The sequence below is a fragment of the Thermus altitudinis genome (assembly GCF_022760835.1).
Lineage (GTDB): Bacteria > Deinococcota > Deinococci > Deinococcales > Thermaceae > Thermus > Thermus altitudinis.
On record NZ_JAKTNQ010000012.1, the window covers coordinates 45,255 to 65,787 of the forward strand.

General features: G+C 64.6%; 19 protein-coding genes. 5 read left to right on the plus strand and 14 right to left on the minus strand.

What is annotated here, in order from left to right; translation table 11 throughout:
- Positions 1–44: 44 nt before the first annotated feature.
- The 5 genes from L0D16_RS06035 to murI form a co-directional block, all read right to left on the minus strand.
- A complete protein-coding gene (locus L0D16_RS06035; protein ID WP_243030591.1) occupies positions 45–1,241 on the minus strand; it encodes a sugar ABC transporter substrate-binding protein in 1,197 nt (398 codons plus the stop codon).
- A 95-nt stretch (positions 1,242–1,336) separates the two neighbouring features.
- On the minus strand, positions 1,337–2,371 hold the full coding sequence (locus L0D16_RS06040; protein ID WP_243030592.1) for an RMD1 family protein: 1,035 nt from the start codon (positions 2,369–2,371) through the stop codon (positions 1,337–1,339).
- A gap of 6 nt (positions 2,372–2,377) precedes the next feature.
- Positions 2,378–2,989: an RdgB/HAM1 family non-canonical purine NTP pyrophosphatase gene (gene rdgB / locus L0D16_RS06045; RefSeq protein WP_243030593.1), complete on the minus strand. Its 612-nt coding sequence runs from the start codon at positions 2,987–2,989 to the stop codon at positions 2,378–2,380.
- A 5-nt stretch (positions 2,990–2,994) separates the two neighbouring features.
- The gene (locus L0D16_RS06050) at positions 2,995–3,639 is read right to left on the minus strand and encodes an LOG family protein (protein ID WP_243030595.1); all 645 of its coding nucleotides are present in this window, start codon (positions 3,637–3,639) and stop codon (positions 2,995–2,997) included.
- On the minus strand, positions 3,639–4,412 hold the full coding sequence (gene murI, locus L0D16_RS06055; protein WP_243030597.1) for a glutamate racemase: 774 nt from the start codon (positions 4,410–4,412) through the stop codon (positions 3,639–3,641). The genes L0D16_RS06050 and murI overlap by 1 nt, the downstream gene beginning before the upstream one ends.
- An 84-nt stretch (positions 4,413–4,496) precedes the next feature.
- On the opposite strand from murI, the gene metK reads away from it, so the two are divergent.
- On the plus strand, positions 4,497–5,675 hold the full coding sequence (metK, locus tag L0D16_RS06060) for a methionine adenosyltransferase (protein WP_243030622.1): 1,179 nt from the start codon (positions 4,497–4,499) through the stop codon (positions 5,673–5,675).
- Between the two features lie 38 nt (positions 5,676–5,713).
- On the opposite strand, the gene L0D16_RS06065 is transcribed toward metK, so the two are convergent.
- From L0D16_RS06065 to L0D16_RS06090, 6 genes are all read right to left on the minus strand, one after another.
- Entirely contained in the window at positions 5,714–6,790 is a 1,077-nt protein-coding gene (locus L0D16_RS06065) for a GGDEF domain-containing protein (RefSeq protein WP_243030599.1), read from the minus strand.
- A gap of 46 nt (positions 6,791–6,836) precedes the next feature.
- Positions 6,837–8,729 (minus strand): biosynthetic arginine decarboxylase, encoded by a 1,893-nt coding sequence (speA, locus tag L0D16_RS06070; protein ID WP_243030601.1) that lies wholly within the window; start codon positions 8,727–8,729, stop codon positions 6,837–6,839.
- A 1-nt stretch (position 8,730) separates the two neighbouring features.
- Positions 8,731–9,342 (minus strand): DUF72 domain-containing protein, encoded by a 612-nt coding sequence (locus L0D16_RS06075; protein ID WP_243030603.1) that lies wholly within the window; start codon positions 9,340–9,342, stop codon positions 8,731–8,733.
- Positions 9,323–10,039: an alpha/beta hydrolase gene (locus tag L0D16_RS06080; protein ID WP_243030605.1), complete on the minus strand. Its 717-nt coding sequence runs from the start codon at positions 10,037–10,039 to the stop codon at positions 9,323–9,325. Before L0D16_RS06080 ends, L0D16_RS06075 begins: the two co-directional genes overlap by 20 nt.
- A 10-nt stretch (positions 10,040–10,049) precedes the next feature.
- Positions 10,050–10,982, minus strand: coding sequence for a ribose-phosphate diphosphokinase (locus L0D16_RS06085; protein ID WP_243030606.1), 933 nt, complete (start codon positions 10,980–10,982; stop codon positions 10,050–10,052).
- Positions 10,983–11,081: 99 nt separating this feature from the next.
- The gene (locus L0D16_RS06090; RefSeq protein ID WP_243030607.1) at positions 11,082–12,212 is read right to left on the minus strand and encodes a M24 family metallopeptidase; all 1,131 of its coding nucleotides are present in this window, start codon (positions 12,210–12,212) and stop codon (positions 11,082–11,084) included.
- Between the two features lie 81 nt (positions 12,213–12,293).
- Between L0D16_RS06090 and erpA the strand changes: the two genes are divergently transcribed.
- The 4 genes from erpA (at position 12,294) to L0D16_RS06110 (ending at position 16,971) form a co-directional block, all read left to right on the plus strand.
- Entirely contained in the window at positions 12,294–12,674 is a 381-nt protein-coding gene (erpA, locus tag L0D16_RS06095) for an iron-sulfur cluster insertion protein ErpA (protein ID WP_243030609.1), read from the plus strand.
- Positions 12,675–12,800: 126 nt separating this feature from the next.
- On the plus strand, positions 12,801–14,669 hold the full coding sequence (locus L0D16_RS06100) for a peptide ABC transporter substrate-binding protein (RefSeq protein ID WP_243030610.1): 1,869 nt from the start codon (positions 12,801–12,803) through the stop codon (positions 14,667–14,669).
- 94 nt (positions 14,670–14,763) lie between these two features.
- Complete coding sequence (locus tag L0D16_RS06105) at positions 14,764–15,774, plus strand: ABC transporter permease (protein ID WP_243030612.1); 1,011 nt, start codon at positions 14,764–14,766, stop codon at positions 15,772–15,774.
- A 9-nt stretch (positions 15,775–15,783) separates the two neighbouring features.
- The gene (locus L0D16_RS06110; RefSeq protein ID WP_243030614.1) at positions 15,784–16,971 is read left to right on the plus strand and encodes an ABC transporter permease; all 1,188 of its coding nucleotides are present in this window, start codon (positions 15,784–15,786) and stop codon (positions 16,969–16,971) included.
- A gap of 13 nt (positions 16,972–16,984) precedes the next feature.
- Here the strand turns inward: L0D16_RS06110 and truA are convergent, their stop codons facing one another.
- The 3 genes from truA to L0D16_RS06125 are packed head-to-tail and all read right to left on the minus strand — an operon-like array spanning position 16,985 to position 20,343.
- Positions 16,985–17,749, minus strand: coding sequence for a tRNA pseudouridine(38-40) synthase TruA (gene truA, locus L0D16_RS06115; protein WP_243030615.1), 765 nt, complete (start codon positions 17,747–17,749; stop codon positions 16,985–16,987).
- Between the two features lie 9 nt (positions 17,750–17,758).
- Positions 17,759–18,811: an ABC transporter ATP-binding protein gene (locus tag L0D16_RS06120; protein ID WP_243030616.1), complete on the minus strand. Its 1,053-nt coding sequence runs from the start codon at positions 18,809–18,811 to the stop codon at positions 17,759–17,761.
- Entirely contained in the window at positions 18,790–20,343 is a 1,554-nt protein-coding gene (locus L0D16_RS06125) for an ABC transporter permease (RefSeq protein ID WP_243030618.1), read from the minus strand. The genes L0D16_RS06120 and L0D16_RS06125 overlap by 22 nt, the downstream gene beginning before the upstream one ends.
- Between the last annotated feature and the right edge of the window lie 190 nt (positions 20,344–20,533).

Consider the following 20,533-nt stretch of genomic DNA (forward strand, 5'->3'; position numbering starts at 1 on the left):
GTGGTCCGGGGTCCCCACCCGGGCTTTGCCCGGGTGGGGTGGTATTACCTGCCGATGGCCTTTTTGATCTCGGCCACCATGTCCTCCACGATCTTCTTCACGTTGGAGTCGGGCCGCTGGATGGCCAGGCTAATGGCGTTGGCCCAGGGGCCCCAGACCTTGCCCATCTCGGGGATGTTGGGCATGGGGGTGCCCAGGGCGAACACCCGGGAGAAGCCCGCCACCACCGGATCCTTTTCCAGGGTCTTGGCGGCGCTCTTGGACACGGGGATGCGGCCACCCGCCTGGTTGAAGGAAACCAGGTTCTTGCCGGTGACCAGGGTCTTGGCGAAGTTGACGGCGGCGGTCTTGTTCTTGGAGTAGGCGTTCACCACCACCCCCTGCACGCCCAGGAAGGGACCCCAGGGGTTCTTGGCTCCAGGCGGGGTGGGGAAGGGGGCGATGCCGAAGTCAATCTTGGCCTTCTTGTAGTCCCCTAGGGCCCAGGGGCCGTTGATGATCATGGCCAAGGCCCCGTCCTTAAAGGCCCCGTCCGCTACCCCGTAATCCACCCCCTCGGGCACCAGGTTGTAGCGGAAGCGGAGATCCTTGATGAAGGAAAGGGCCTTTTCCCCTACCTCGCCGCCCAGGAGGAGTTTGGAGGGGTCTAGGTTGCCCTTGGCGTCCTTGGCGAAGACGTTCTCCGCCCCAAAGGCCCGGAAGAAGCCGAAGTTGAAGTAGGGGTCGCCGATGTTGTAGAGGAAGCCAAAGGTGGAGCCGGTGGTGAGTTTCTGGGCCAGGGCCAGGAACTCCTCCCAGGTCTTGGGGGGTTCCTTCACGTACTTTTTGTTGTAGATGAGGGCCACGCTCTCCGCAAAGGCGGGAAGGCCCATGAGCTTACCCCCGAAGGTGAAGGCCTCCACCGCCACGCTTTGCAGGTCGGAGAGGTAGCTTTGCGTCACGTACTTCCCCATGGGCTCCAGTACCCCCGCCTGGGCCATCTCCCCCAGCCAGTCGTGGGGGATGGAGACCACCAGGTCCGCGGCCTGCCCCTGGGGAGCTCCCAGGATGAACTTCTGCTTGATGTCCCCGAAGGGGACCTCCACCACCTCCACCTTGGTGCCGGAGGTCTTCTCGTAGGCCTGGGCCTGGGCCTTGAGCCACTCCAACTCGGGACCGCCAAAGTGGGTCCAGACGGTGATCTTCCCCTGGGCAAGGGCCAGGGAGAGGCCGAGGGCCAGTGCTGCCAGTGCTCGTTTCATATCCCACCTCCGGGCGCTTGGTAGCGTTTCCGCTTGGTTTTTTCCCGCGCCCTGCAGGCTGCAGTATACCCCTACGGCCCCAGGACACAAGTCCCCTAATGCCAAAAGGCCCGCACCACCTCAAAGGCGATGAGGGCCAGGATGCCCACCTCCACCGCCTGGGTTCTTAGGTGGACCACCTCCTCGGTGACCATCTCGTAGGTGGCTTCTAACACCCTAAGCTTCTCCTCCAGGCTCCGTTCCAGCTCGTGGGCCCCGTAAAGCTCGAGGGCCGCCCGGTAGATCTTGGCGTAAAAGAGGTCCTCGGTGATGCGCAAGGCCCCTTCCATCCTGGCCCGCACGTCGGCGATCTCCGCATGGCGGGCCATGAGGTGCCGCCTTAGGCGTTGGAGTTTGCCATAGCCCCAAAGCCCCCGGTGCCTGAGCACCTGGGGCACCGCTTCCAGCTCCTGGGTGAGGACCCCATCGTAGTAGGAAAGCTCTAGAAGCTGGGCGTGCACGAACTCCACCAGGTCGGCCACGTCCCAGATGCCCTCCGAGTCCAGGATGAGGACCCGGTCAAAGCCCAAAAGGGCCAGGTCCTCGGTGGAGTAGCTGTAGCGGTAGCGCTCCATCTCCCGCCGGACCTCGGGGGCGAACTCCTCCTTGGCCCCCATCCAAAGGGGGGTGAGGTCCACAGGGGGGGCATGGGCCTTTTCCCCCTCTATCCCCAAGGCGTGGTAGACGGTGAACTCCTCGCTGAGGCGCTTTTCCTCGGGGCGCAGGAGGGCGCCTTGCAGGTAGGGCTCGAGGGCCGCCAGCTCCGCCAGAAAAAATCCTTCCCAAAAAGGAAGCTCCGGCAAGGCCAGGGCCTTAGCCAGAAAAGCCTCCCAGGACACCTTTTCCCCCAGGTGCACGCGAAAGGAAAGAGAGGCCACCCCGAACTCGTAAAGCCGGGCGGTGAGCAGGCCCGAGATGCCCTCCACGCTCCTCACCCCCAGCTCTATCTGGGCCGGGGGGTTTTCAAAGCGCACCGCCCCCAGCCTAGGCCGGGAGAGGCGTAGCCGAGGGGTGGACAGGCGGGAGAGGTCGATCTCATCCGCTAGGTCGTAAAGGCGGTACAGGGCGATGTGGGGCGAAAGGAGGTTCATCCGGCCTCATTCCAGCTTGGAGATCTCCCGGGGTGGGGGTCCGTGCTCATAGGCCTTAAGGAGGGCCTTTAGGGCCTTTCCCCGGTGGGAGTACCGGGCCTTTTCCTCCAAGGACATCTCCGCGAAGGTCTTGCCCGCCTCCGGCACGTAGAAGAGGGGGTCGTACCCAAACCCTCCCTCCCCCCGGGGAGCCTCGAGGATATACCCCTCCACCTGGCCCTCGTAGGCCTCCAGGTGCCCGTCGGGGTAGGCCAGGACCAGGACCGCCACGAAGCGGGCTTTGCGCTCCTCCCCCCTGAGGTGGCGCATCCTTTCCAGGAGGTAGACGTTCCGCTCCCGGTCGGTCTCCCTTCCCCCGTAGCGGGCGGAGTAGACCCCGGGTTCCCCCCCCAAGGCGGGCACCTCGAGGCCCGAATCGTCCGCCAGGGCGGGAAGCCCCGTGGTCTTGGCCACGTAAGCGGCCTTGAGGAGGGCATTTTCCAGGAAGGTGGTGCCCTCCTCCTTGGGCATGCGCAGGGGAAAATCGGCCAGGGAGAGAAGGGTCCAGCCCAAAGGGGCTAGGCCCTCCTTAAGCTCCCGCACCTTTCCGGGATTGCCCGTGGCCAGGACTACCCGCATCCCTTCTAGGATACACCTTTCAGGGCCCGCACCACGTCTTGTGGGGAGTCCAGGGGGGTAATGAGGGCCAGGTCCTTGGGGTCTAGGGCTCCTTGTTCCTGGAGGAACCGGAGCCAGCCGAGAAGCCCGTGCCAGTACCCCCGGTCCAGGACGAAGACGGGGAAGGGGTGGACCTTTTCCGTCTGGATGAGGACCAGGACCTCGGAAAGCTCGTCCAGGGTGCCGAAGCCCCCGGGCAGGAAGACAAAGGCGTGGGCGTAGCGCACAAAGAGCACCTTGCGCACGAAGAAATAGCGCAGGGAAAGGGCGTGGGTCTGGTAGGGGTTGGGCTTTTGCTCGTGGGGTAGCTCTATGTTCAGGCCCACGCTCACCCCGCCCGCCTCAAAGGCTCCGCGGTTGACGGCTTCCATAACCCCACCCCCACCGCCCGTCACCACCCCGAAGCCCGCCTCGGCCAGGACCCTCCCCAGCTGGTACCCCAGGGCGTAGGCGGGGTGGCCTTCCCCGAAGCGGGCGGAGCCGAAGACGGAAACCAAGGGCACCTCTATCTCCGAAAGGGTCTCAAACCCTTCCACGAACTCCGCCAGGATGCGGAAAAGGCGCCAGGCGTCCTCGTGGTGAAGCTGGTCTATCAGGGGCTTCTTGGCCATCAGAGCTCCTCCAGGCTGACCCGCTTAAGCTCCTCCACCCTCACCCCCAGGCGCTCCGCCAGGTTGCGGTAGCTTTCTGGGTCCCCGGTAACGAAGTGCACCACCCGGCCTTGGCCCATGGGGTTCAAAAGCCCTTGCCCTCTTAAGGCCTTGGCCACCTCTTCCGCCGTGGCCTCGGCGGAGTCTATGAGCTTCACCCCGGGAAGCACCTGGGAGAGGGTTCCCTTGAGGAAGGGATAGTGGGTGCAGCCCAGGATCAGGGCCTGGAGGTCCTGGGGGGCCTCCTCCAGGTAGTGCTGGGCTATCAAAAGGGCCACGGGGTCGTCCCAAAGCCCTTCCTCCACCAGGGGCACGAAGAGGGGGCAGGCCTTGGCCCAGGAAACCTCCACGTAGCGCTCGTAGGCCCGGCTTTCCACCGTGGCCTGGGTGCCGATGAGGCCCACCTTGCCGTAGCCTTGGGCGGCTTGGGCCACGGGTTCCAGAACCCCAAAGACGGGTACGGAAAGGTCCTCGGCCAAGTCCGGCAGGGCAGCGGAGCTCGCCGTGTTGCAGGCCACCACGATGGCCTTCACCCCTTGGCGGAGCAAAAACCCGGAGATCTCCCAGGCGAAGCGCCGCACCATGGAGAGGGGTTTGCTCCCGTAGGGCACCCGGGCGGTGTCCCCAAAGTAGAGGAAATCCTCCTGGGGCAAGGCCCGGCGCAAAGCGGAAAGCACCGTAAGCCCTCCCACCCCCGAGTCAAAGACGCCGATGGGCCGCCTAGGGTCCTTCATAAGCCGCCATCATACCCTGGACGGGAAAAGGGGGGTGCTATACTATCAGGGTTGCCCCGGTGGGGGGCGAGGGAGGTGCGCAAGTTGAGGCTGGTCACGTCCGAGTCGGTCACGGAAGGGCACCCGGATAAGCTGGCAGACCGGATCTCCGACGCCATCCTGGATGCTTTGATCGCCCAGGATAAGAAGGCCCGGGTGGCGGCGGAAACCCTGGTTACCACGGGGCTGGTGTTCGTGGCGGGGGAGATCACCACCGAGGGGTATGTGGATATTCCTGGTCTGGTGCGCAAGACGGTGAGGGAGGTGGGCTACACCCGGGCCAAGTACGGCTTTGACGCCGACACCTGCGCGGTTCTCACCGCCATTGACGAGCAGTCCCCGGATATCGCCGGCGGGGTGAACCTCTCCTACGAATGGCGGGTGCTCAAGTCCACCGACCCCCTGGACCGGGTGGGCGCCGGGGACCAGGGCCTGATGTTCGGCTACGCCACCGATGAGACCCCCGAGCTCATGCCCCTTCCCATCACCTTAGCCCACCGCCTCACCATGCGCCTGGCGGAGGTGCGCAAGACGGGTCTTCTTCCCTACCTGCGCCCCGACGGCAAGGCCCAGGTCACCGTGGTCTACGAGGGGGATAGGCCCCTCTACGTGAAGACGGTGGTGGTTTCCGCCCAGCACTCTCCCGAGGTGGAGCAGGACCAGCTCCGGGAGGACCTGATCCGCGAGGTGGTGCGCCAGGCCATCCCCCCGGAGTACCTAAAGGAGGGGGAAACGGAGTACCTCATCAACCCCTCGGGCCGCTTCATCCTGGGGGGGCCCCATGCGGATACCGGGCTTACCGGGCGCAAGATTATCGTGGACACCTACGGGGGGGCGGTGCCCCATGGGGGCGGGGCCTTCAGCGGCAAGGACCCCACCAAGGTGGACCGCTCCGCCAGCTACTACGCCCGCTACATGGCCAAGAACCTGGTGGCGGCAGGCCTGGCCCGGCGGGCCATGGTGGAGCTGGCCTACGCCATCGGCAAAGCCCGGCCTGTTTCCCTGCGGGTGGAGACCTTCGGCACCGGGGTCTTACCGGACGAGAAGCTCACGGAGGTCGCCAAGCGGGTTTTTGATCCCCGGCCCTTGGCCATCATCGAGGAGCTGGACCTCCTGAGGCCCATCTACACCCCCACCAGCGCCTACGGCCACTTTGGCCGCGCGGGCTTCCCCTGGGAGGAGACGGACCGGGTGGAGGCCCTAAGACGGGAAGCGGGCCTCTAAGGCCACCCTGGCCCATGCCTGGGGGCCCCGCAAAAGGGCTAGCCCACCTCCACCCGGTTTTTCCCCCGGCGTTTGGCTTGGTAAAGGGCTTCGTCGGCCCGTTTCAGGAGGGAAAGGGGGGAGTCATCAGGGCGGGCCTCGGCTACCCCGATGCTGATGGTCATCCCTGCCACAGGCGGAACCTTCAGGGCGGCCACCGCCTGGCGCAGGCGTCCGGCCAGGCGCACCGCCTGGGCCAGGGGGGTTTCCGCGAGGAGGATGGCGAACTCCTCCCCGCCCAGGCGCACGGGCCGGTCACTCTGCCGAAGGTGCTCTTCCAGGCAGCGGGCTAGGGTTTTGAGCACCCGGTCCCCCACGGGGTGGCCGTAGGTATCGTTCACCTTCTTGAAGTCGTCCAGGTCCAAAATCATAAGGGAAAGGGGTCGGTTATACCGCTGGACGCGGAAGAGCTCCCGCTCAAGCACCAGATCCAGATAACGCCGGTTCCTAAGCCCAGTTAGGGGGTCGGTATAGGCTTCCAGCTGGGCCTCCAGGTACCCTTCCTTAACCCGCACCAGCATGTAGAGAAGGCCCACATAGGCCAGGTTGGCCCCGAAGAACTGGGCCAGGGCGTTGAGGTGTTCCGCATGGAAATGGCCGCGAACGCTTCCCAAGAGGGAAAGCAGAAAGAGGGTGAGCAGGTAGAGGAGGGCCAAGCGCACCGCCTGCGGCGTCTGAAAAAAGAGAAAGCTGCTGAAGTACACAAAGGGCACCCAGTAAGCGGCGGGGGATAGGCCCATGGGGTTGGGCCTGATAAGGAGTTGGTAGGCCAGGGTGGTCAGGAGGTAGGAGGCCACCAGGGCATGGGCTGTGGCCAGGACCCAGGGGGAGGTGCGCGGCCAACGCCAGAGGATGAGGGCCAAAAGGGAAAACCCCAGGGCCAAAAAGGGGAGGAGGACCCGGTCCACGGGGTCCAACCCCACGGCCCTCGAGGCCAGAAAGGCTACCAAGGCCAGAAGGGCCCCCATGGGCAAGAGCCATAGGGCCGTTCTGCGCCTTAAAGGGTGCAAGGGGTCCAGGAGCTCGAGGGTGGGGTGCAAGCTAACCCCAGTATAGGGGACATGTACCCGGGCCATGACCCCAGGATGGCCTAGTCCCCCTTAACGAACCCTTAACGACCCCTCAGTCCTCCAGGTAGGTGTAGCCCTGGAGCTCCCGCATATACCGTTCCAGGAAGGCCCCTTTTTCCACGGGGGAGAGGCGGCTTTGCCGTACCAGCCGCTCCACGCCCAGGAAGAGCTCCCGGGCGGTGAAGCCCATCTTCTCGATCACCTTCTCCGCGGTCTCCCCGGGAACGAAGCGCTCAATGGCAAACCCTTCCTCGTCCACCACCACGTGGGCCTCCCCCACCTGGCCGAAGAGGTTGTGGTTGCTGCCCAACACGTCCTGGTAGGCTCCCACCAGGAAGACCCCCAGGTAATAGTCCTCCCCCGGGCGGATGGGGTGGACGGGCAGGCTCTGGCGCACATCGTGCAGGTCAATGAAGCGGTCGATCTTGCCGTCGGAGTCGCAGGAGATATCCACCAGGGTGGCCTGGCGGGTGGGGGGCTCGTGGAGGCGGCTTAGGGGGACGATGGGGAAGAGCTGGTGGATGGCCCAGGCATCGGGAAGGCTTTGAAAGATGGAAAAGTTACAAACCAGCTTGTCGGCCAGGAGCTTTTCCAGGTCCTCAAACTCATCGGGAGCGTAGGGCAGATCCCGCACGATGGCGTACACCCGCCGGGCGATGTGGTAAAAGATCTCCTCCGCCAGGGCGCGGTCCCTTAGGGATACCAGCCCCAGGTCGTAAAGGGTCTGCAGGGTTTCCTTGTCGGCGAAGGCGTCGTGGTAGACCTCGCGGAAGTTTTTGGGGGAAAGGGTTTCTAGGCTTTCCCACAGCTCCTTGACCAAGGGGTGGGCCTCCTCCGGGGGAGGATTGGGCCGGGTCTCCCCTGGGGGGGTGATCACGTCAATGACCTCGAGGACCAGGACCTCATGGTACGCGGTGACCGCCCGGCCCGACTCCGTGACCAGGATGGGGTGGGGCTCCCCCTGGGCCTCCACCACCTCCTTGGTCACGTAGACCAGGTCCTCGGCGTACTCGGGAAGGGTGTAGTTGGCGGAAGCGTAGAAGTTGGTCTTGGAGCCGTCGTAGTCCACGGCCAGGCCCCCGCCCAGGTTGAGGTACTGGAGAGGGGCCCCCAGCTTCCTGAGCTGCACATAGGTCTGGGCCGCCTCCCGCACCGCCGCCTTGATCTTGCGGATATCCGTCACCTGGCTGCCAATGTGGGCATGGACCATGACCAGGGCCTCCAGGAGGCCTTCCTCCTTCAGGATCTCCACCGCCCGGACGATCTCCGGGGTGGTGAGGCCGAACTTGGCGTTTTCCCCCCCGCTGGCCTCCCACTGCCCGGCTCCCTTGGCCTTTAGTTTGTAACGGATGCCCAGCTGGGGGCGTACGCCAAGTTCCTTGGAGATCCGGATCACCCGGGGAAGCTCGGCGAACTTCTCCAGGGTGATGACCACGTTCCGGGAAAGCTTCCTCCCGGTCAGGGCCAGGCGGATGAAGTCGTCGTCCTTGAAGCCATTGGTGGTGATGAGGGCTTCCGGGGAGAGGTCCTGGGCCAGGATTAAGGCCAGCTCGGCCTTGCTCCCCGCCTCGAGGCCATAGTGATAGGGCTTCCCCGCCTTGGCCACGGTTTCCAGCACCAAGCGGCGCTGGTTCACCTTCACGGGATAGACCCCGCGGTACGCTCCTCGGTAGCCGTACTTTTCCATGGCCTTCCGGAAGGCCTCGTTCAGCTCCTTTACCCGGGCCTCGAGGATCTGGGGAAACCGAAGCACCAAAGGTAAAGGCCGTCCCTCGTCCCTAAGGGCTTCCACGATTTCCAAAAGGGAGGCGGAAGGGCCTTCCGGGCCCAAGGGGGTTACCTCCAACTCTCCGTCCCGCCCTACCCGGAAAAACCCCGCTCCCCAGTAGGGCACCAGGTAGATCTCCTCCGCTTCTTTGGGGGAAAAGCGCCTGGCGGTCTTCAAGCTAGCCCTCCGGGGCTGACCCATCCTGGTCAACCTCCGCCCCCAAGTGTAGGACGGAAGGGGCGGCTTGGGAAGGGGCTGGACTTACGTAGAGGTAACCCTGGCCTTCTTGGGAGATTTCCCCAAGCCGTGCCCTTTGGGAGGCCTCCGGGTCCACCAGGTAAAGAAAGGGACCTTCCAGCCGGTTTACCAGGGCATAACCCCTCATGCGCAAGAGGGGATGCAGGGCCTCCTCCGCCTGGAAGGCAAGGGGGACGGGCCCCACTTCCTTCTGGACTTCCTCCAGAAGATCCAGCCAGCGGGCCAGTTGGGCAGGCTCCACGCCCGCGGGCACCAAAAGCCGCACCGCTCCCCGCTTGTCGCCAAAAAGCCGGAAGCGCCTCAGAAAACGCCTCAGGGTGCGCCTTTCCTCCCCCGAGGGCCTAAAGGTGAGGTGCTTGTGGCCATAGACGCTGAAGCGAAACCCTTCGGGGGCCAAGGCCCTTAACCGGCTTATGGTCTTCCTGTCCCCCACCCGGTGCCACCAGGAAAGCTCCACCGTGGGGAAGGCCTTGGCGTAGGCCTTAAAACCCCCGGGGTAGCCCCTATACCCCCTAAGCCCTTCCAGGATCAAGCCACGCCTCCAAAAAGGCCAGCCCCATCCGGGCCATCAAGGGGGTGATGGTGTGCCCAGCTCCCTCCTCCACGAAACGGGCAAGCCGCCCCTCGGGGTAATGGGGCCTCAAGGCCTCCACGGTTTTTTCCATGCGGGAAAGGGGCACGATCAGGTCCTTGGTGCCGTGGAGGTGAAGAAGGGGTACACCCCCATAGGCTTCTCCCCTCAGGGCAGGGGGGGTTTCGTAAAGGGCCAAAACCTTGGCGTCCGCCACCTCCTGCCCTTGGGGGAGCTTCATGGGGAAACCGCTACCGATGAAGGCCAAGGCCCCTTCCGCCCGGAACCCCTGGGAAAGGAGGAGATGGACCACAAAGGCCCCCATGCTTCCTCCCGCCAGAAAAAGGGGAAGGCGGTAGCGCTCCCTGGCCTCCTGGGCTACCCTCTTGGCCTCCTCGGCAAAGGCCAAGGCCACCTGGTACACCTCCTCCACGTAGCGGGGGCTTTTGGAGGAAGGGGGCGGGCCTTCCCGCATCCCGTGCCGGGGGGCATCAAAGGCCAGGAGGAGAAAGCCCTTTTCCGCATACCCTGGGAGCAGGGAAAGGATGTGCTCCTTGGATCCCTGAAGCCCGTGGAGGGCGAGGAGGAGGGCCCTGGGGCGTTCGGGGATATGGGCCAGCACGCTCTGCCCCGCCAGGGTAAACGCCTCTTTCCGCATGCGGCTTCCCTCAGGTGAAAAGGCTGGACACCGACTCCCCCCGGTGGATGCGCCAGATGGCCTCGGCGAAGATAGGGGCCACGGGGAGGGTCTTGAGCTTGGGACCTTCCTTGGGAGGACAGGTGTCGGTGGCCGCCACCTCCCGCACCGGGCTTTTGGCGATGCGCTCCAGGGCCGGTCCCACATAGACCCCGTGGGTGGCGGCGGCGTAGACCTCCTTGGCCCCTGCCTGCAACAGGGCCTCCACCGCCTCCACCAGGCTTCCTGCGGTGGAGATCTCGTCGTCCACGATCAGGGCGGTTTTCCCCTTGACCTCCCCCACCAGCATCCGGACCCGTACCTCGGTGTCGGAAACCCGCTCCTTGTCAATGAAGGCCAAGGGGAGGCGGAGGCGCCGGGCCAGGGAGCTAGCCCTTTTGAGGTCCCCGGCATCCGGGGCCACTACCACGGCATTGTCCAGGTCCACCCGGGTGGCGAAGTGGTTGGCGATGACGGGCTCGGCGGAGAGGTGGTCCACGGGCACCTTAAAGAACCCGTGCACCTGGGGGGAGTGTAGGGTCATGGTGAGTACCCGGTCGGCCCCGGCGGTCTGGAGAAGATCGGCCACCAGCCTGGCGGCGATGGAGATGCGGGGGGCGTCCTTCTTGTCGCTGCGGGCATAGGAGAAGTAGGGGATGACCGCCGTGACCCGGGCGGCGCTGGCCCCCTTGGCGGCGTCAATCATCATGAGAAGCTCCATGAGGTGGTCCTGCACGGGGGGGGTTAGGGACTGGACGATGAAGACATCCCCTTCCCTTAGGCTTTCCTCAAAGCGCACGAAGAGGTTGTCGTTGGCGAAGCGCTGGGTGGCGCTTTTGCCCAGGGGAAGGCCTAGGGCCTCAGCGATGGCTTGGGCTAAGGGCTTATTGGACTGACCAGAGAAGATCAGCAGGGGGCGGTCCATGCCGTTCCCCAAGATACCACGCCCCAGGGGTAGGCTTCCCGCTTCCCTCCCCAAGGGCTAGCGTGTGGGGGCTACCTCGGTCAGCCCTAAAGGGGCTACTTAAAGGAGGGTAAGGCCCTCCTGCAAGGGGGTGGTGACCTCGAGGCCCTCGGGGTGCACATAGACGTTCACCTCGGTGCGCACCCCGAAATCGGGTAGGTAAACCCCGGGTTCCACGGTGAAGGCCAGCCCCGGCACCAGGGGGCGGAAGTCGTGGGTTTCCAGGTCGTCCAGGTGGGGGCCGGAGCCGTGGACCTCCTCCCCCAGGTTGTGCCCCGTGCGGTGGCGGATGTAAGGCCCGTAGCCCTCCCCTTCCAAAAGGCCCCGGGCCACCCGGTCCACCTCAAAGCCCTTGGGGTAGTGCCCTTTTCCGTAGGCCTCGGCCAGGAAGCGGATGGCGGCATCCCGGGCCCTGGCCACCGCCTGGAAGGCCCGGTGGGCCCCTTCAGGAGGCCTTAGACCCGCCATCCAGGTGATGTCGGCGTAGACCCCCCCTTTTTCCTTGGCCCACAGGTCCAAAAGCACCACCTCGCCCTCCTCGAGGACCTTGTCCGTGGGGGCGTGGTGAGGGTTGGCGGCGTTTCGGCCAAAGGCCACCATGGGGGGATGGTCAAAGACCAGCCCCTGTTCCTCCAAGGCCTGGACCAAGAGGGCCTGCACGGCTTTTTCCGTGGGCCTGGGGCTTTGCTGCAGGAAGGCCAGCGCTCGGTCCCTGGCGGCCACCAAGCCCTTCACCGCCCGGCGGTGGCTCTTTAGCTTCGCCTCTCCCCAGGTTTGGAAGAGGAGGAGCAGGGGCCAGGAGGACACGAGCTCGAGGCCCATCCCCCTAAGGAGGTCCAGGCTGCCCCCATCCACCCGGGAGAGGTAAGGGATCAGCCCCCCGGGCACGTATTCAAGGGCAATCCGCCTTTTCCCTTCCGTAAGCTCCCTAAGGGTTTCCAGGTATCCTTGCCAGGTGTGGTAGGTGCACCTTTGCCCAGGCAGGGGGGGGAAGAGGCTTTCCTCTATGGCGTGGCAGAGGAGGGTGGGCTCCCCCTCCTGGGGGATGAGGTAGGCGAAGCGCCGGGTGAGGTGAAGGGGGCTGAGGGCGAGGACCTCGAGGGCCAGGGGGTTGCTCCGGCCAAAGGAGAGGAGAAGCCAGCCATCCAGCCTCTCCTCCCTAAGTACCTCCTGTATGCGGGCTAGGTCCATGCCTCCATCCTAGCCCTTGGAACCCACCTCACCTTTCCTTACCCCTCACGTGCTACGGTAGGGGGTAGGGAGGTTGGGAAGATGCGGGAAACCCAGGAAGCCGTGATCCGTATCACCCCTCTGGCGGCGGAGAAGGCCAAGGAGATCCTGGCCCGTTATGGCAAGGAGCAGGCCGCCATCCGGGTCTACATCAAGTCTGGCGGGTGCTCGGGATTCCAATACGGCATGGCCGTGGACGAGAGGGAGCTTCCGGGGGACACCTTCGTGGAGATGCACGGGGTGCGCCTGGCGGTGGACCCCATGTCCTTGCCCTACCTGGTGGGCTCGGAAATAGACTGGGTGGAAAGCCTCATGGGCGGGGGATTTACCGTGCATAACCCCAACGCCGCCAGCACCTGCGGTTGCGGCCACTCCTTCCGCACCAAGGACCAGGAGGGGGAGGCCCGCACCTGCGGCCACTAAGGGCCTTTTGAGCAAGGGGGCCTGGTTTCAGGCCCCCTTTACCCTTCTCCCATTGACCCTAAGAAAGGGAGCCGTATAATAACCTCGGCCACTAAGGGTAGTGCCACGATGGAGAAAGGAGGCCGTATGAGAAAAGTAGGCAAGCTGGCTGTACTCGGTTTAACCGCCCTGGGCCTGGCCCTGGCGGGGCCTCAGGACAACAGCCTGGTCATTGGGGCTTCCCAGGAGCCTAGGGTACTGGCGGGGGACTTCCTGAGCATCATCTCCAACCAGGCCATCAAGAGCGAGATTGAAGGTTATCTCTTTGCCCCCTTCATTGGCTTCAACGCCGATAGCCAGAACTTCCCCGTTCTGGCCACCGAGGTGCCCACGGAGAAGAACGGGCGCCTGCGGGTGACCGACATCGGCGGGGGCAAGAAGCGGTTGGAGATGGACCTCACCATCCGCCCCGATGCCCGCTGGTCCGACGGCAAACCCATCACCACCGAGGACGTGCAGTTCTACTTTGAGGTGGGCAAGGCCAAGGGCATGCCCCTCCTGAACCCCGACTACTGGGAGCGGGTGAGCCTGAAGGTCAAGGATGCCCGCAACTTCACCGTGACCTTTGAGCCCGCCTACTACTACGACACCTACGGCTCCCCCATGGGCTATGCGCCCAAGCACATCATGGGGGCGGAGTGGGAGAAGGTGAAGGCGGCGGCCCGTAACCTGGACCCCGATAAGGATGCGGAGAAGCTCAACGAGCTCTACCGCAACTTCTTCCTCAAGTTCGCCACCCCTCAGGCCCTGAACCGGGGTGCCATGGTCTACTCGGGCGCCTTCAAGCTGAAGCGCTGGGTGCCGGGGAACTCCATTGAGATGGAGCGGAACCCCAACTTCCCCATCAAGCCTGAGGGTGGGGAGAGCAAGTACGTGCAGAAGGTGGTCTACCGCTTCATCCAGAACACCAACTCCCTCCTGGTGGCGGTGATCGGGGGCTCCATTGACGCCACCTCCAGCGTCTCCCTCACCTTTGACCAAGGCCGTAGCCGGCAGCTGACCTCCCGTGCCCCTGGCCGCTTTGACATCTGGTTCGTGCCCGGGGCCATCTGGGAGCACATTGACATCAATAAGTTCACCAACTGCCAGCAGGTGAGGGACCTAGGCCTGGACGACGTCCGCACCCGCCAGGCCCTCCTCCACGCCATGAACCGGGAAGGGTTGGTGAAGGCCTTCTTTGATGGCCTCCAGCCCGTGGCCCACACCTGGATCGCCCCCGTCAACCCCCTCTTCAACCCCAACGTCAAGAAGTACGAGTTTGACCTGAAGAAGGCCGAGGCCCTCCTGGCGCAGATGGGTTGGAGGAAGGGTCCGGATGGCATCCTCCAGCGCACCGTGGGCGGGCGTACCGTGCGCTTTGAGATCGAGTACGTGACCACTGCCGGCAACGCCATCCGCGAGCGCACCCAGCAGTTCTTCGCCGAGGACCTCAAGAAGATCGGCATTGCTGTCAAGATCAACAACGCCCCCTCGGCCGTGGTCTTCTCCGACGACTACATCCAGCGGGCCAGCGAGTGCAAGTGGACCGGGATGTTTGAGTTCGCCTGGGTTTCCAGCCTGGCCGAGGATGGCTCCCTCTTCCAGTACAAGAACCTGAACACCGGGGCCATCATGGTGCCCACCAAGGAGAACAACTACCAGGGCCAGAATATCGGCGGCTGGCGGAACGACGAGTTTGACCGCCTGACCAGCCAAGGGGTGCTGGAGTTTGACGAGGCCAAGCGGAAACAGCTCTTCTGGAAGGCCCAGGAGATCTGGGCGGAGGAGCTTCCTGCTCTGCCCCTCTACTTCCGCGCCAACCCCTACGTGGTGCGCAAGGGCCTGGTCAACTACGTGGCCAGCGCCTATGCAGGTGGCTTCGGCTACCCCGGCTGGAACGCCTGGGAGATCGGTTGGGAAAGCCGCGGTGCCGTGAAGAAGTGGGACCAGGCGAAGTACGCCCTTTCCATCAAGTAGCCGTGGTATAGTGGGGCCCGCTGGGCGTCTAGCCCAGCGGGCTTTTTGGTCAGCCGATAGGCTATTTGGAGGCTAAAAAACAGGAGGTACAAAGGTGTTTGCGTACACGGTGCGCCGGCTTTTGCAGATGGTCCCCTTGCTCCTCGCCGCCAGTGTGGTCATCTATGCCCTGCTGGCCTTGCAGCCGGGGGACCCCTTGGAGGAGCTCAAGCGGCAAAACCCTCGGATGACCGCGGAGCAGTTTGAGGCCTTGAAGCGGGCCTATGGCCTGGACCAACCCCTTCATATCCGCTACTTCAAGTGGCTTTCCCGAGCGGTACAGGGGGACCTTGGCTACAGCCGCACCTACGGCATCCCGGCGGCAGAGTACATCTTTGTCCAGCGCCTGCCCAAGACCCTGATCCTCTCGGGCTTGGCCCTGACCCTGGCCTTGGTGGTGGCCATCCCCGTGGGCATCTTCTCCGCCGTGCGCCAGTACTCCCTGGCGGATTACGTCATCACCTTCTTCTCCTTCGTGGGGTTTTCCATGCCGGTCTTTTTCCTGGGCATCCTGCTCCTTTACCTCTTCGCCATCTGGTTTCCCGACCATATCCCGGGTTTCCCCCGCTTCCCCACCGGGGGGGTGCCCGGGGTGCTTTGGGAGGATGTGCGTTCGGGGGCCGTGAGCTTCGCGTATTTCCTGGGGCAGTGGGCCTGGCACCTGATCCTGCCGGTCATCGCCCTTTCCTCCTTGCAAATGGCTGAGTGGACCCGGTTCATGCGGGCTTCCTTGCTGGAGGTGCTTTCCCAGGATTACATCCGCACCGCCCGGGCCAAGGGCTTGGCCGAGCGGGTGGTGCTCTACAAGCACGCCCTTAGGAACGCCCTCATTCCCATCGTGACCCTGGTGGGCCTGGCCATTCCAGGGGTGTTGGGTGGGGCCACCATCACCGAGACAATTTTCAGCTACCCCGGAATGGGGCGGGCCATCTTTGACGCCCTGGTAGAGAAGGACTACAACGTGGCCATGGCGGCCTTGGCCTTCTTGGCCTTGATGACGGCGCTTTTCAACCTGTTGGCGGACCTGGCCTATGCGGTGGTGGACCCCCGCATCCGCTACAGCTAGAGGTGGATCATGGCGACGCAAGCATTAAAAGCCAAGCCCCGTACCTTCTTCGGCCTTTTCTGGCGCCGCTTAAGGCGGCACAAGATGGCCATGGCCGGGTTGGTGGTCATCATCCTCCTGATCCTCATGGCCATCTTCGCCCCCTGGATAGCTCCTTACGACCCCACAGCCCAGCCCACGGGAGAGGACGTCGGCCAGTACTACTTCAACCCTCCTTCCCGGGAGCACCTTCTGGGCACCGATGACCTGGGCCGGGATGTGCTTTCCCGCATCATCTACGGCTCCCGCATCTCCCTTTTGGTGGGCTTTGCCGTGGCCTTTTCCAGCGTGATCCTGGGTACCATCATGGGCACCCTGGCGGGGTACTTCTCGGGCCGCCCCTTGCGCTTTTACCTGGGGCCTTTGAGGCGGGAACGGGAGGGGTTTTATCCCTTCAGCTTTGCCCTCTGGCGGATTTTTTCCTGGTTTCTCTACTACGGTGTTTTGTACCTGGCGCTTTCCATCGCCTGGACGCTGGCCGAGGATGGGATTCGTGCTGGCAGGGTAGGGAGCTACCTGGGTTTTGGCCTGGTCCTGGCCTTGGTGCTTTGGGCGGCCTGGTATGGGCTTAGGGGGCAGATCCGCCTGGATTTGGACGTGGCCATAAGCCGCCTCATTGACTTCATGCTCACCATCCCCACCCTTCCCCTCCTCTTGGTGCTGTCCGCTTTGCTGCGGGACCCGGGGGTGAAGGTGGGCCAGTGGGCCCAAGGGGTCTTTGGCGATGCTGCCAGCGTCTTCATCATCATCACCATCCTGGTGCTCTTTGGCTGGCTGGGCACGGCCCGGCTGGTGCGGGGAAATATACTCTCGTTAAGGGAGCAGGATTACGCCACAGCCGCCCAGGCTTTGGGGGCTAGCGATGCCCGCATCATGTTCCGGCATCTGGTGCCCAACACCTTGGCACCCCTGATCGTGCAGGCCACCTTGCAGATCGGGGGGGCCATTTTGGTGGAGGCGGCCCTTTCCTTCCTGGGCTTTGGCATCCAGCCCCCGGTGGCCACTTGGGGGAACATGCTCACCAATGCCCAGGAGTACATCTTCACCGCGCCTTGGTTGGCCCTGCCCCCGGGGTTCATGATCTTCATCACCGTGTTGGCCTTTAACTACCTGGGGGATGGGCTTCGGGACGCCTTAGACCCAAGGAGCCGCCTCTAGGGCCGCCCCTGGTCTACCAAGGGGTTAGTTTTTCCGGGGGGTAGGCGGCCTCGAGGAAATACAGCCCCTGAGGGGGCGCCGAGGGGCCCGCTTGGCTTCGGTCCTGGGTTTGCAGAATGAGCCGGAGGCTATCCGGGTTGCGCCTGCCCAGGCCCACCTCCAAAAGGGTTCCCACCATGCCCCGCACCTGGCCCCTTAGGAAGCTCTGGCCCCGAAAGTAAAGGCGAAGCTCCCTGCCCCCTTCCCCTTCCACCTCCTCCAGCCTGGCCTCGTAAAGCTCCCTTTCCCCCTCCCGCACCTCCGCCTTGGCAAAGCCCAGGAAGTTGTGCCGCCCCTTAAGGAGGGAGAGGGCCTCCCGCATGGCCGCTTGGTCCAAGGGATGGCGGACCCAAAGGGCCCGGTGGCGGAGGAGGGGGGAGGGGTGGGGCCTTAGGAGGATGCGGTAGCGGTAGGCCCGCCATAGGGCGTCCTTGCGGGCGTGGAAGCCCGGGGCCACCTCCTTGGCGGCCACCACCTTGAGGTCCTCGGGGAGAAGCCGGTTCAAGGCCTCGGGGATCTTCTCTGTGGGGATTCGGCTGGGTAGGTCAAAGTGGAAGGGCATGGCTAGGGCGTGCACCCCGGCATCCGTGCGGCCAGCGGCCACCGCCTGGGGGAGGGCTCCGATCTCCGGCAGGACCCTTTCCAACTCCCCTTGCACCGTGCGCAGGCCAGGCCGCTGGCGCTGAAGCCCGGCGAAGTGGGTGCCGTCGTATTCGGTGAGAATCAGGATGCGGCGCACAGGTCCAGCTTAATCCGCACCCACCGGGGTCTTGGCGGGATGCCCCTCCAGGGCCACCCCTTTCCCCACCACCTTAAGCCGCACCCGGTCCCCCTCCCGGAAAGGGCTTTCCGGGCCTTCCTGCACCAGGATCTCCTTTTCTGGGGAAAGGAGGCGCACCCGGTAGGTGAGGTCGTGCCCTTTAAACTCCCGGGCCACCACCAGGCCCAGGGTGCCCTCCTGGGCCTCTGCAGGCAGAAGCCTTAAGGCTTCGGGGCGCAGGGAGAGGAGAAGGGGGCCATGGGCAGGCTCGGCCAGGGGCACCGGGCCCAAGCAGGTTTCCGCATAGGGGCCCAACCCCTCCCCGGAAAGAAGGTTGGTGCGGCCCAAAAACTGGGCCACGAAGGGGGTCTTGGGCTTGAGGTAGACCTCCTCAGGGGTGCCCACTTGTTCCAGCCTCCCTCCCCGCATTACCCCAAGCCTGTCGGCGAAGGAAAGGGCCTCCTCCTGGTCGTGGGTGACCAGAAGGGCGGTGGTGCCGGTTTCCTTGAGGATCTTGCGCACCTCCTCCCGGGTGCTGGTCCGAAGGCTGGCGTCCAGGCTGGAGAAGGGTTCGTCCAAAAGAACCAGCTTCGGCCCCGGGGCCAAGGCCCGGGCCAGGGCGATGCGCTGCTGTTGCCCCCCGGATAGCTCCCCAGGCTTGCGGTCCTGGAATAGGGTCATGCCCACCCGCTCCAAGGCCCTTTTGGCCCTCTCCAGGCGGTCCTTTCCCTTGAGGCCGAAGGCCACGTTGCCCAAGGCGCTGAGGTGGGGGAAGAGGGCGTAGTCCTGGAAGACGAAGCCGATGCCCCGCCTTTCTGGGGGCAGGAGGGTGATGTCCTTGCCCTCCAGGAGGACCCGTCCCCTATCGGGGCTTTCCAACCCGGCCACCACCCTTAGGAGGGTGGTCTTGCCGCATCCCGACGGTCCCAGAAGGGCCAGGATCTCCCCGGGGTAGACCTCGAGGTCAATCCCCTTCAGCACCTCGTGCTCCCCGAAGCGCTTAAGGATGCCTTCCAGTTTTAGAAGCGGCGCTCGCTCCAAAGCAACACCCCCACGAAGGCCGCCGAGAGGAGGACGATGAGCAGGGCAAAGGGGGCGGCCTCGGCAAACATGGCTTCCTGAGTGTAGCTGAAAACCCGGGTGGAGAGGGTGCTATAGCCCATGGGGGCGAGGAGGAGGGTGATGGGCAGTTCCTTCACCGCCCCGATAAAGGCCAAGGCTCCCCCGGCCACGGCCCCCCGCCAAAGGAGGGGAAAGGTGACGCGGAAGAAGGCCCGAGTCGGGGTGTCCCCCAGGGTCCTGGCCGCCTCCTCGAGGCGCCTGGGAACCTGGTAAAGCGCCCCCCGCACCGGCCCCAGGCTCTCGGCCAGGAAGTGGAAGGCCAGGACCAGGATAAGGAGGGGCAGGGTGCCGTAGAGGAGGGGAAGGCTTTTCAAGCTGAAAAAGATCCAGGCCAGGGCGAAGGCCAAGGGGGGGATGGTGTAACCCAGGTAGGCCAGCCTTTCCAGGAAGCGGGAGGCGGGGGAGGGGTGGCGCACCGCCAGGTAGGCGATGGGCAGGGCCATGCCCACGGCCAGGAGGGATGCGGGCATGGCGGCCGTGGCCGAGTGGGCAAGGGCCTCCCAAAGGCCTTCCAGGTTTTCCCGGGGAAAGCGGCTGGCCAGGTGGAAGAGGGCGTAGAGGGGCAGGACCAGGGCCAGGAGGACGGGCAAAAGGAGCCAAAGGTAAGCCCAAGGGGTAAACCGCCCCAGGCTTAGGGGCCTGGCCTTTTTCCCGCTTCCCTTGCCCGTGCGGGCCAGGCTGAGGCGGCGGAGGAGGAGCCCTTCCAGGAGGAGGAGCCCCCCGGTGAAGAGGAGGAGGAAGAGGGCCAGCCAAGCGGCATAGACCCGGTCAAAGGCGGCGCTATATTGCAGGTAGATGGCGTAGGAAAAGGTTTCATAGCGCAGAAGGCTCACGGTGCCGAAGTCCCCCAGGACGTGAAGGCCCACCACCAGATACCCTGCAAGGAGGGCGGGGAGGAGCTGGGGGAAAACCACCTGGAAAAAAGCTCTTAAAGGCCCCATGCCCAGGGTCCGGGCGGCCTCCTCCTGGCTGGGGTCCAGCCCCAAAAAGGCGGCCCGCAAGCCCAGGAAGAGGTACGGGTAGGTGATGAGGGAGAGGACCAGAAGCGCCCCCCAGTACCCCTCGAGGCGGGGCAGGGGCAGGATTCCCCCAGGCCCGGTGGCGGAAAGGAGCACGTAGGCGCCCACGTAGCCGGGGATGGCCAGGGGCAGGGTGAGGAGGACGGAGAGAAGACGCTTTCCCTTCAGGTCGGTGCGGGTGGTGAGAAAGGCCAGGGGCAGGGCGAGGAGGGTGGTGCTCAGGAGAACCCCCAGGAGGAGGGAGAGGGTGTTCCTAACCAGCTCCAGGTTCTTGGGGCGGAGGAGGATGGCCTTTAGGGTTTCGGGATCGGCCTCCAGGGCCCTCAGGACCAGGTAAAGGAGGGGAAGGGCCACCCCGCCCCCCGTGAGGAGGGCAGGCACCAGGAAGGGCAGAAGCCCGGGAAGCTGATGGAGCCTTCTGGCACCGGTCATGGGTCAGGTTTTGTGGATGCCCCCGTTCTACTAGGGGCAGGTTGGCAGGGCCTTGTGTCCTCTTTGGTCATGCTGTGTCCCTCCAAGAGGAGCCTTTCCGGGGTCCCCGCCCTGGCCTGGGCCAGGGCGGGGTGGTATTATACCCTTTTATGCTAATTCCTTCGTCCTAGGCCACCAGTGGAACAGGGTG

Coding starts and splice junctions, on each gene's coding strand:
- L0D16_RS06035 (WP_243030591.1), bottom strand. CDS start 1,241: ATGAAACGAGCACTGGCAGCACTGGCCCTCGGCCTCTCCCTGGCCCTT.
- L0D16_RS06040 (WP_243030592.1), bottom strand. CDS start 2,371: ATGAACCTCCTTTCGCCCCACATCGCCCTGTACCGCCTTTACGACCTA.
- rdgB (WP_243030593.1), bottom strand. CDS start 2,989: ATGCGGGTAGTCCTGGCCACGGGCAATCCCGGAAAGGTGCGGGAGCTT.
- L0D16_RS06050 (WP_243030595.1), bottom strand. CDS start 3,639: ATGGCCAAGAAGCCCCTGATAGACCAGCTTCACCACGAGGACGCCTGG.
- murI (WP_243030597.1), bottom strand. CDS start 4,412: ATGAAGGACCCTAGGCGGCCCATCGGCGTCTTTGACTCGGGGGTGGGA.
- L0D16_RS06065 (WP_243030599.1), bottom strand. CDS start 6,790: ATGGCCCGGGTACATGTCCCCTATACTGGGGTTAGCTTGCACCCCACC.
- L0D16_RS06080 (WP_243030605.1), bottom strand. CDS start 10,039: ATGCGGAAAGAGGCGTTTACCCTGGCGGGGCAGAGCGTGCTGGCCCAT.
- L0D16_RS06085 (WP_243030606.1), bottom strand. CDS start 10,982: ATGGACCGCCCCCTGCTGATCTTCTCTGGTCAGTCCAATAAGCCCTTA.
- L0D16_RS06090 (WP_243030607.1), bottom strand. CDS start 12,212: ATGGACCTAGCCCGCATACAGGAGGTACTTAGGGAGGAGAGGCTGGAT.
- erpA (WP_243030609.1), top strand. CDS start 12,294: ATGCGGGAAACCCAGGAAGCCGTGATCCGTATCACCCCTCTGGCGGCG.
- L0D16_RS06100 (WP_243030610.1), top strand. CDS start 12,801: ATGAGAAAAGTAGGCAAGCTGGCTGTACTCGGTTTAACCGCCCTGGGC.
- L0D16_RS06110 (WP_243030614.1), top strand. CDS start 15,784: ATGGCGACGCAAGCATTAAAAGCCAAGCCCCGTACCTTCTTCGGCCTT.
- L0D16_RS06125 (WP_243030618.1), bottom strand. CDS start 20,343: ATGACCGGTGCCAGAAGGCTCCATCAGCTTCCCGGGCTTCTGCCCTTC.